At 35.7% G+C, this 11,433-nt stretch carries 9 protein-coding genes; 4 read left to right on the plus strand and 5 right to left on the minus strand.

Annotation, left to right across the window (positions count from 1 at the left end):
* Positions 1-945: 945 nt before the first annotated feature.
* Together CDA10_RS14950 and tyrS are read right to left on the minus strand one after the other, a co-directional pair.
* Positions 946-2,880 (minus strand): ATP-binding cassette domain-containing protein, encoded by a 1,935-nt coding sequence (locus CDA10_RS14950; protein ID WP_089606375.1) that lies wholly within the window; start codon positions 2,878-2,880, stop codon positions 946-948.
* 306 nt (positions 2,881-3,186) lie between these two features.
* Positions 3,187-4,401, minus strand: coding sequence for a tyrosine--tRNA ligase (tyrS, locus tag CDA10_RS14955; RefSeq protein ID WP_089606385.1), 1,215 nt, complete (start codon positions 4,399-4,401; stop codon positions 3,187-3,189).
* 80 nt (positions 4,402-4,481) lie between these two features.
* Between tyrS and CDA10_RS14960 the strand changes: the two genes are divergently transcribed.
* Both CDA10_RS14960 and CDA10_RS14965 read left to right on the plus strand, forming a co-directional pair.
* The gene (locus CDA10_RS14960; protein ID WP_089606376.1) at positions 4,482-5,609 is read left to right on the plus strand and encodes an anhydro-N-acetylmuramic acid kinase; all 1,128 of its coding nucleotides are present in this window, start codon (positions 4,482-4,484) and stop codon (positions 5,607-5,609) included.
* 191 nt (positions 5,610-5,800) lie between these two features.
* Positions 5,801-6,652, plus strand: coding sequence for an alpha/beta fold hydrolase (locus tag CDA10_RS14965; RefSeq protein WP_089606377.1), 852 nt, complete (start codon positions 5,801-5,803; stop codon positions 6,650-6,652).
* 73 nt (positions 6,653-6,725) lie between these two features.
* Here CDA10_RS14965 and erpA read toward each other — a convergent pair whose 3' ends face one another.
* The 3 genes from erpA to CDA10_RS14980 all read right to left on the minus strand — a co-directional run bounded on the left by erpA (position 6,726) and on the right by CDA10_RS14980 (position 9,055).
* Positions 6,726-7,061 carry an iron-sulfur cluster insertion protein ErpA gene (gene erpA / locus CDA10_RS14970; RefSeq protein ID WP_089606378.1) on the minus strand — a complete coding sequence of 112 codons (336 nt, stop codon included), beginning with the start codon at positions 7,059-7,061 and terminating at the stop codon, positions 6,726-6,728.
* Between the two features lie 128 nt (positions 7,062-7,189).
* On the minus strand, positions 7,190-8,194 hold the full coding sequence (locus CDA10_RS14975; protein WP_089606379.1) for a putative solute-binding protein: 1,005 nt from the start codon (positions 8,192-8,194) through the stop codon (positions 7,190-7,192).
* 378 nt (positions 8,195-8,572) lie between these two features.
* Positions 8,573-9,055: a hypothetical protein gene (locus CDA10_RS14980; RefSeq protein ID WP_089606380.1), complete on the minus strand. Its 483-nt coding sequence runs from the start codon at positions 9,053-9,055 to the stop codon at positions 8,573-8,575.
* Positions 9,056-9,258: 203 nt separating this feature from the next.
* Between CDA10_RS14980 and CDA10_RS14985 the strand changes: the two genes are divergently transcribed.
* Together CDA10_RS14985 and CDA10_RS14990 are read left to right on the plus strand one after the other, a co-directional pair.
* The gene (locus CDA10_RS14985) at positions 9,259-10,326 is read left to right on the plus strand and encodes an alpha/beta hydrolase (RefSeq protein ID WP_089606381.1); all 1,068 of its coding nucleotides are present in this window, start codon (positions 9,259-9,261) and stop codon (positions 10,324-10,326) included.
* A 348-nt stretch (positions 10,327-10,674) separates the two neighbouring features.
* Positions 10,675-11,241, plus strand: a complete 567-nt coding sequence (locus tag CDA10_RS14990; protein ID WP_089606382.1) for a peptidylprolyl isomerase — start codon at positions 10,675-10,677, stop codon at positions 11,239-11,241.
* The last annotated feature ends 192 nt before the right edge of the window (positions 11,242-11,433 follow it).

Genomic DNA, 11,433 nt, shown 5'->3' on the forward strand with positions numbered 1-11,433 from the left:
GAGTATTTACTCCAAATATATTTATTTTTTTGAAAAATATTGAGAAATAAGGATTAAATGTAAGCTGAAAAATAGAAATTACATAGAAAAATCAGAATTTTAAACCGAATATATAATACTTTATTAAAAAATGTTTAAATATTGAACAAATATGTAAGTGTATATATTTCCTATTGGCGATGTATTTTTAATCGATATCATTAAATTGATCACAATAAAAATAAAACTCACTTTAAAAATAAACTTGAATTTAGCTGATTTATTGATCAAAATGATGTGTGTAACTTTGTGGATAAATGAACATTATGGATATTCAGAAGCTATTTTTTGTGAAAAAAAGCACTTTTTTACCCTAATATTCAAATGAAAAAGTGAAAAACAATATTTAATTTTCCACTCTGAAAGAGAGCATTCATCATTAAACTTATCCACAAAAAACTAGGAGAATTTTTAAATTTAAAAAACAAAACCTTAATTTTTGGCATAAATTGCCTAGAAAATGGATTGTGTAGTTAATTTAATATGTTCCACGCAGCTAATTTTAAATGATAAATAAAAGTTATATATTATTTTTAAATATAAATTACAGTTTGTTAGGGCGTAATTGAGTCGTTATGTATTGGTTTGAATATCGATTGATAGGATAGAAATAAATGTACTTGAGGTGCTTTGATCAACGGATAAAATGATTTTTTGTCGCTAATTTATTGTTATTTAATGCTATTTTGACGCAATAATAGCTATATCAATTATGTAAGGTTTATTAGCAGTGCTTCTGTAAAGGAGCGAATATGATGTTGATTCAATGCTGTAATTCTGAAAAATTACTGAAATATTGGTTTTAATTATTGTATTAATTTATTGTTTTAATTGTTATTTTTAAATATAAAGTAAAATATAGGTTGAAAATACAATAAAGCATTTCCAACCTATATTTTGAATGATTTATTCAAATGAGCTTTCTAATTCCTCAAGCTGCATCATCAATTCAAGCATTTGTTCCTCTATTTGCTCTAATTTTGCTTTTAGATCAGTTTGTTCATTCATAAGCTTTAGTAAATCATCTTTACGGTTTGCATCATAAAGTGCAGTATCGGCTAACAAATCTTCAATTTCGATTAAACGAGGTTGAATTTTATTGATTAGACCTTCATTTTTTTCAATATTTTTACGAATTGGACGGCTTAAATCACGCTGGCGAGCCAATTCTTTACGCTGAGCTTCTTTATCCAGTTTGGAAATCGTTGGCTTTACTTCAACTTGTGATTTCACTGGTGCAGCAGGCTTTTGTCCATTTTTAATCATGTCAATACGTGCTTGACGTAACCATTCTGCATAAGCTGTTAAGTCACCATCAAATTCACGACTTTGACCGTTATGAACTAAAATGAGCTCATCGCAAACACTGGCGATCAATTGACGTTCATGTGAGACCAAAACCACAGCACCTTGGAAATCGGTTAAAGCCATGGTGAGAGCATGACGCATGTCTAAGTCTAAATGGTTGGTTGGCTCATCGAGAATGAGTACATTAGGACGTTGCCATACAATTAAAGCCAATGCTAAACGTGCACGTTCGCCACCAGAGAAGCTTTCACTTGGTGTATCCATACGTTCACCACTGAAGCCAAAACTGCCTAGGAATGAACGTAGGCTAGCTTCACTGATCTTTTTATCTGCGATACGTGCTAACTGTAGCATTGGGCTGGCATTTCCATCCAATGCGTCCATTTGATGCTGTGCAAAGTAACCGATGTTTAACAATTCAGAATCTTTGCGCTGACCTTGCAAAAGTTTTAAATCACCGACCAATGATTTGATAAGCGTTGATTTACCTGCACCATTCATACCCAATAAGCCAATACGACTATTTGGCGTAATCTGTAAGTTAACATTGGTGACAATCAGCTTTTCACCATAACCAATATCAGCACTTTCAAGTTCGAGTAATGGTGAACTCATTTTGGTCGGTTCACGGAAACTAAAAGTAAAAGGCGTATCCACATGCGCAGCAGAGAGTTCCTGCATGCGTTCAAGTTGTTTAATACGACTTTGTGCTTGTTTGGCTTTGGTTGCTTGAGCTTTAAAGCGATCAATATACTTTTGCAAATGAGCGCGAGTTTCTAATTGTTTTTCATAAGCTTGTTGTTGCTGTGCTAAACGTTCGCTACGGGTACGTTCAAAAGTTGAATAATTACCTGTATACAAAATCAACTCTTGATTTTCGATATGCAAAATGTGGTCGGTAATCGCATCTAAGAAATCACGGTCATGTGAAATAAGCACCAAAGTACCTTCATAAGCTTTTAACCAATCTTCTAACCATAAAATGGCATCTAAGTCTAAATGGTTGGTTGGTTCATCAAGAAGTAATAGGTCTGAACGACTCATCAGTGTACGGGCAAGGTTTAAGCGCATACGCCAACCACCAGAGAAGCTCGATACATCTAATTGCGATTGGTGTTCAAAAAAGCCTAAGCCCGCCATAAGTTGAGATGCTTTTGATGGTGCAGAATAACCATTAATTTCATCAAAACGACCATATAGATGAGCAAGTTCATCATCATTTAAATTTTCAGGATGATTAAGTTTATTTTGAATTTCCCAAAATTCTTCATCGCCAGAAAGGACGAAATCAATAGCTTTCATATGCAGCGCTTTAATTTCTTGTGCCATATGCGCAACAGTCCAAACAGCAGGACGTGTTAATGAACCACCATCCGACTCCATACCACCAAGCAGCGCAGAAAATAAGGTTGATTTACCTGCACCATTGACGCCAGTTAAACCAATTTTCCAACCTGGATGAAGTTGCATAGACGCTTTTTGAAATAAAATACGTCCGCCACGGCGAATTGAAAGTTGGTCAAGCTGGATCATAGTGAATTAACTATTGAATATTTGGTGGGGTATTCTAAAGGAAAAATGGCAGAGTTCAAAAATTCTCAGTTAAAGTAATAGAAGATAAAAATATTTAAGCCTAATGATCATACTCAATTGGGCAAAACCGATAACAAATGGGTGATCTTTTTAAGCAAATATAATAGTTGATGACTGTAATAATATGATCTGAATGAAATACTTATTTAAAAAAGCATGAATTTAAAATCTTATAGTTATTTGATAAATAAAAAGTAATAAAAAAAGCCATCATTGAAATGGCTTTTTTTATTTTGAAAAAGTGACTTAGTCGGTAAACGTCACTTTAGCAATCGCTTTTTTACTGGCTTGAATAATTAAGGTTGTGTTTTCTTTGACCATGAAGCTTGCATCAACGGTTTCCCAATCGACTTTAACGGCTCCACGTGAAACAGCATCTTTAGATTGAGCAGAGTTCTTGGTTAAACCTGCTGCACGCAGTATAGACACAATTGAAACTTCACCACCGTATTCACCACGAGAAATCGTTACTTCTGGTGTATCTTCTGGTAATTCACCTTCAGTGATTAAATTACCCGCGCCTTTGTGTGCATGTTCAGCTGCTTCAGCACCATGGAAACGTTCAACCAATTCAAGTGCAAGAATTTTCTTAATGTCTTGAGGGTTACGACCTTCAGTCATTTCTTTGAGTAATACAGCAATGTCTTCAAGTGATTTGAAGCTCAATAATTCGAAATAGCGTTCAATCAAGCTGTCAGGCATAGACAATACTTTTTGGTACATTGCTCCAGGGGCATCGAATACGCCAATATAATTGCCTAAAGACTTAGACATTTTATTGACGCCATCTAAACCTTCAAGAATAGGTACAGTGATACATACTTGTGCTTCTTGGTCATAACGGCCTTGAAGTGTACGACCCATTAATAAATTAAAAGTTTGGTCAGTCCCACCAAGTTCTACATCGGCTTCAAGTGCAATCGAGTCATAACCCTGAACCAATGGATATAAAAACTCATGAATCGCAATCGGTTGGTGATTGTTATAACGCTTAGTAAAGTCATCACGTTCTAACATACGCGCAACAGTTTGCTGCGAAGCCAATTGAATTAAATCAGCTGCTGTTTTTGTTGCAAACCATTCAGAGTTAAAACGAACTTTAGTTTTATTTGGATCAAGAATTTTAAACACTTGCTCTTGATACGTCTTCGCATTTTCTAAAACTTGCTCACGTGATAAAGGTGGGCGAGTAGCACTTTTACCAGTCGGGTCACCAATCATTGCCGTGTAATCACCAATCAAGAACGTCACATCATGACCAAGGTCTTGAAAGACTTTTAACTTGTTGATTAAGACTGTGTGACCTAAGTGCAAATCTGGTGCAGTTGGGTCAAAGCCTGCTTTAATTTTTAAGGGGCGATTTTCTTTAAGTTTCTTTAACAGATCCTCTTCAGAAATAATCTCGTGTGTGCCTCGTTGAATGAGGGCAAGTTGTTCTTCCGCGGGCAGGAAATTTGACATCACAAAATCCAATACATCAGTTATCTCATTTGTGCGATATACTAACATTTTTTCAGCGAAATGCAGGCGAAGAATATCTCATGACAACAATCTATATTGGCGTAATGACTGGAACCAGCATGGACGGCGTCGATTTTGTTGCAGCTTCATTTGATCCTTTACATATTCATGCCACTTTGACTGTGCCATTTGATCCCGATTTGCGTGATGAGTTAATGGCATTGACCCTACCTGATGACAATGAAATTGATCGAATGGGTAAAGCAGATGTATCGCTTGCAATGATGATTGGGCATGGGATTAATCAAATGATTCAAGAGAATCATTTAGATCGCAGTCAAATTAAAGCCATAGGTTCACATGGGCAAACCATTCGTCACCGTCCTGAACATGGTTTTACTTTACAAATTGGCGATCCCAATATTATTACTGAGATTACTCAAATTCCTGTCATTTCAGATTTTCGTCGTCGAGATATGGCGGCAGGTGGGCAGGGAGCACCCTTGGTTCCAGCTTTTCATCAAGCGCTTTTCCAACATCCAACCATTCACCGTGTGATTCTCAATTTAGGTGGTATCGCTAATGTGAGTATGTTGCCAGCGGGAAATTCTCAAGCTGTTTATGGCTTTGATACAGGCCCAGCCAATATTTTAATGGATGCATGGTGTCAACGTTATACAGGACAGCCTTATGATGAAAATGGCAACTGGGCAGCTTATGGACAGCCGATTCGTTCATTGTTAGAACGCTTGCAAGCCCATGAATATTTTTCTAAAGAACCGCCTAAAAGTACAGGTCGTGAAGACTTTAATTTGGAATGGTTAGATGAACAAGTTGCAGACTGGCGCAATGATCTTGAATACGATGAATTAGAAGATACCCCTGAAAATATTCAAGCAACTTTAATGAAGTTGACAACACGTGCGATTAAAAAAGCCATTTATCGTTCACCTTTAGATACTGGTGAGGTCTATGTCTGCGGTGGTGGTGCTTATAATTCACATTTACTTGAACAATTACGTTGGCGTTTACGTAAGCATCATTGGTCAGTACAAACAACTTCTGCATTAGGTTTAGCACCTACTTGGGTGGAGGCGACAGCTTTTGCTTGGTTGGCAATGCGTTTTGATCAAAAACTGAGTGGCAATTTACCTGCAGTAACTGGTGCAACTGGCGATCGAATTTTGGGAACAATTACTGTCGTTTAGTTGTTGTTAATATATCCAGAGTTTTTGCTTTTAAGCAGAGACTATATTTTCAATATTATAATGGGTCGAATGGTTTTTCTATAATATTCGACCCTAAATCCCTATGAAATGACCCGATCTGCTGTTCATAAATAGATATGAAACTTACAAAATAAATAAAAATTTCATTGAAATCATCCATTGAGAAAATAATGAATAAAACGATAGAGATACTTACACAACGTATTACAATCTTCCAAAGAGAAAATCTAACCTTTGATGTGATTGACTCAGGTCCTTTGAATGGTCAAATTTTTGTTTTATTACATGGTTTCCCTGAAACCAATAAAAGTTGGCAGGAAACATCTGAAATTTTGAATCAACAAGGCTATCGTACATTTGCGATCAATCAACGTGGTTATAGTTTGGGTGCTCAACCTCAAAAACGCCGTGATTATCGGAGTTCTGCTTTGGTTGAAGATGTGAATACTCTTTTGAATATGATTCAGCAACCTGTGTATTTGGTGGGGCATGATTGGGGTGCTGTCGTTGCATGGGAAGTTGCACAACGTTATCCGCAAAAAGTAAAACACCTCATTTCCATTTCAGTACCACATAAAGCTGCTTTTATGAAAGCAATGTTGAGTAGTAATCAGCTGCTGAAATCTTATTATATTGGTCTGTTTCAGCTTCCCAAAATTCCTGAATTATTATTTGAGAAATTTCCTAAGATTGGTTTGGCGCTTTTAAAAGATTCAGGCATGACCAGCAAGCAGTTAGAGGATTTTCAACAGGATATTGTTGCTGAAAAACGTTTAAGTTCAGCTTTAAATTGGTATCGCGGTGTGCCTTTTAGTTCAAATAAAAATTTAACCCAGCCCATTAAAGTCCCGACTTTATTTATTTGGGGAAAGCAGGATTCGGCAATTGGTGCAAAAAGTGTTGAGCTGAATAAACACTATGTCAATGCACCATATAAAGAAGTGATTATGGATGCAACCCATTGGATTCCTGTGCAAAATGCAAAAGAATTAAGCCAATTTATTTTAGAAACGATTGTATAAACGTATTCATCTAAACGCTAAGCATATAAAAAAGCCCTCTATTTTGAGGGCATTTTCAAATATATTCTTGAGATTAGATCGAGAATGAAGACCCACAACCACAAGTTGTTGTTGCATTTGGGTTTTGAACAATAAAACGAGAACCTTCTAAACCTTCAATATAATCTACTTTTGAGCCAACTAAATATTGGTAGCTTAAAGAGTCAACGAGCATTTTGACATCGCCATTGAAAAATTCTGCATCATCTTCATTGGTGCTTTCAGCAAAATTAAAACCATAAGAGAAACCTGAGCAACCACCACCTGTTACATAGACACGTAACATAAGATCTTGATTACCTTCGCTATCACGAAGTTGGCGAACTTTATTTGCCGCGTTGTCAGTCAGCTCTAATACTTGGGCATTCATGGAGATGTTCCTCAGTTTCAAATGGCTTAAATAAAAAGACCATATATTCAGTATAACATACTCAATATATGGTCAGTGAATGAACTTTAAAGTAAATTCAGACTAAATTTATCGGATTTAGTACAGACTTATTTATAGTTTTCATCTTGTAATGCACATTCAAAGTTTTTCGGATCATTTTTACAGCGGAACTGCCAAAGAATTTTCATCATTGTTTTGTTGTAAATCCCTTGTTTGGTCAAACTGATACGTGATTCACGCATTAATTTTTGATAACCAGGCTTATCACCAGCAGGAACTTGCATCCAATATTTGGCTGGAATATCTGCTTTCATTTTACCAATAATACTATTGGCACGTGGTAATTGAGATTTGACCCAATCACGAGATTTTTGACCATAGCCCGCAGGGAATTTATCTGGTCGGATGATGATATTACCTGTAACTTGTAAAAGTGGGTAATTCACAATTGCACCTTTAGTTCCCAAACCTTTATGTAATTCTAAAGGTTTAAATACAGCGGCAGGTGCGCCAATGATATCAACTTGGCCATTGTTAAACTTACTACTAAAATTCGTGACATCAGCGCTTACAGCCTGAGCACCGATCTGTTGAACCATGATTTTTTGAGCTTGGTCATAATCGAGTACAGCAATTTTTTTACCTGCAGCTTTAGCAACGGTATTGATATTACGGTCATTCACCATCAGGAAAGCATCACCCACTGGAATGACACCAACAACTTCATATTGACCACTGGTCATGTATTTTGCAAAATTTGGATTGGCTAAACCTTGCATTACTTTCACAGCTAAACCAAGATCTGGAATCGCACCAATTGCATCTAACGATCCTGTAAAGCTGTTAAATTGACGACCACGCATACCTGTAATACTGACAGCATCACATTTTCCTGCTTTAAAATCTTCGGCAATTACAGCTTCATTGCTGTTTACTTTGAGCTCTAAATCAGCACCCCAGTTTTTAGCTGCAAGTTGATAATCTTTCATTAAGGTAAAAACATCACCATTTTTACCGACTAAATCAAAGACACACATGACTTGTTTGGCTTGAGTTGTTGAAGTAGCAGCCAATAAACCAGCAGCAACAAAAAGCGCACTAGACCATTTCATTATTTTTTTCCTTTCCATGATCAATATTATTGATGTCCAAATTATCTAAATTTTTAAATAAATGATTTGATAACTGAACTTTTTACATCAAAAGATTAAATAAATTTAGAGATAAAGGCGTTCTAAATCCAACTTTATCTATATACATAATTTATTTTTTCAAAATCATTATTCATGCTTACGATGAATCGATGTTGTAAAAATGATCACTTGAAACAGGTTTAAGTACAATGACCTAAATGACAAAAATATAAAGTAAATAAGAAGCGGTGGTGAACATTTAAACACATTATAAATCAAATACTTTTTATATTGGTTTAGTAAAAACATCACCCAAAAGACAAAAAAGAATCCGAGTATGCTCAGATTCTTTTTGAATTAATCTCTATTATCGTCTTTGTTTTTGCGATCATCGCGTTTTTTATCATGTTGTTGATTATTGCGATCATGCTGCTGCCACTGTTTTTGATTGACTTTATTATTCCAACGAGCATTAGAATTCGTTTTTTTATCCCAGTCTCGGTTTGATTGATCAAATTGCTGCTTTCGAGCTCGATCACGTTTTGCCTGTTCATATTCCCAATGTTGTTTTTTGAGTTGGTAATCACGTCTCTCTTGCTGTTTTCGAGTTTGCTCTAAACGATAGGCGCGTTCTCGCTCCCATTGTTGACGGTCATCATAGTGTCTACCACCATAGCGATCATCATATCTTCGATCGTAATTACGGTTATAAGGATAACCATAACCGCCGTAGCTTTGATAACCATAATCACGAGAGTCATAATGGTCGTCTGGAAATGCAACACAGCCTACGGCAATGAATGATGTGATGAACGAAATAAATAATGCTTTGAACGCCATGGTTATCTCCTTATCTGGAAAAGGAATAGCAAAAAAATTCCTGAGAAATAGCGAAATAGTCAATGACAACTGATATAACTCAGCTTAGCGTATTTAAAACTTATATTTGTATATCGATGACTAGACTTGTATAAGAATATAGTCAGTTAACTCGTGATCATGTAGAAAATATGAAGAATTTGGATATTTAGGAAGGGAAATCAATGGGCGCTTTACAGCATAATATTCAAGAATTAATTGAAAAGGGGCAGGGATCAGCGGGCAGAACTTTAGATCGTTTACCTGCATTCGCTCAAGAGTCATTAGCAAAATTATTAGGCTATCCTTACCAATTTCCACAGTTGGACAGCTTTACCAAATGTTTAATGGCAGCTCAATTAAAACAAGGCAAGTCGGGATTCATTGGTGAAGATGTAGAGCGCTCTAGAAAGCAATTTGAATCGCAAATGCAGTCCATTATTCATAAACCTACACATGTTCAATTTGTTGAAGATATTCGATTGCCATTACAAAGTGGCAGTATTTATGCCCGACATTATCATCCAGCACCAAATAAGAAGCTTCCAATGGTTGTGTTTTATCATGGGGGTGGCTTTGTTGTAGGGAGTGTGGATACGCATGATGAAGTTTGCCGATTAATCGCAACGCATGCAAAGGTACAAGTTTTAAGTATTGAATATCCACTTGCACCTGAAGTAGGCCCTCGTGAACTGATCCAATCTTGTGAAGATGCATTGGCTTGGGTTTATCAAAATCGCCGTCAATTTAAAATTCTTAAAAATAGAATTGCTGTTGCTGGAGATAGTGCGGGAGGTAATATAAGTGCAGTCATAGCACAAAGAACGGTAAATACAGCTTATGCACCTCATGCACAATTTTTAATTTATCCAACAGTTGACTTTAAAAGCCGCCATCCATCTTTTTTTGCTTATAAAGATGGGTTGGTTTTAACAGGTACAGATATTGATTATGTCACCGATTTCTATGTGAATAAATTCAATATCGCTTTAGATGATGCAATCGTTTCGCCAACCAATGGTTATTTAAAAAAATTAGCACCAACTTTCTTGATTACAGCAGGTCATGATCTACTGCACGATGAAGGTAAAATCTATGCTTATAAATTACGTCAAAATGGCGTTAAGGTGCAGTATCACGATTATGAAGATCAAACACATGGTTTTATCAATCTGACGCCTATTTCTAAAAAAGCTAAAAAGTATGTGATTGAAATGAGTAAAGAGTTCCGTAAATTTTGGGATAAACAATAAACTTACTTTTCATTGTAGATAAAAGCTTTTGTTTCACGTGGAACAAAAGCTTTTTACTTGATTAATTATTAATCAAAAACATATAAATCTGTTCAATAAATCAATATAAATAGTTTGAAAACTTTTCATGTGCTTTTGAATTAATTCGTGATTCATTTTTTTAATTGAAGTCGGAAGCTCTTTTAAAGTAGCAGGATATTGTTATCCAGATCGTGAATCATTCTCTGCTGGTTTTATAAGTGGGGAAACTAATATTTACTAAATGGCTAAGAATGTTATCTTTATTCGTATTAAAAGCAGACTAATATAAAAGACATTATTCGTTTTAAAAGACTTAAGGAAAATAGAATGATCAAAAAGCTAGGATTAAGTATTGCATTAGTCGTATTGGCGAATCAGGCATTTGCCAATACAGATATGCAAATTAAAACCAACTTGGGCAATATCAAAATAGAACTCTATGATGATAAAGCACCAGTCACGGTGAAGAACTTTAAAAGTTATGTTAATAGTCAGTTTTATAGTGGAACTATTTTCCATCGTGTAATTCCAGGCTTTATGATTCAAGGCGGTGGTTTCGATAGCAACATGAAAGAAAAGGCAACGCAACCTTCTATTGTGAATGAAGCCGGTAATGGCCTAAAGAACGCTAGAGGAACTTTGGCTATGGCACGTACCAATGATCCGAACTCTGCTTCTAGCCAATTCTTTATTAATGTTGCAAATAATGACTTTCTAAATAAGGCAGCAGGAAATCCTGGATACGCCGTATTTGGTAAAGTGACTGAAGGCTTAGATATTGTCGATAAAATCGTGAATACCCCAACAGGAACAGTGGGTATGTATCAAGATGTGCCTAAACAAGCTGTAAAAATCATCAGTATTCAAACAATCAATACCAAAGCTAAAAAATAATAAGAAAATAAAGCAGAAATATTTTATTCATATTTCTGCTTTATTATTATAGGTTTAAGTTGTAATTGGTGTAAAAATGAACCAATATAGTGCATAAAAATGCAACACTCAATAAAACAATCAGTTAAAAGCACTTGCACGTGTAAGAAATTGCCCTATAATGAGCTCATCCCGACGCGATACAGCAAACGA

The sequence above is a fragment of the Acinetobacter piscicola genome, assembly GCF_002233755.1.
Taxonomy (GTDB): Bacteria; Pseudomonadota; Gammaproteobacteria; order Pseudomonadales; family Moraxellaceae; genus Acinetobacter; species Acinetobacter piscicola.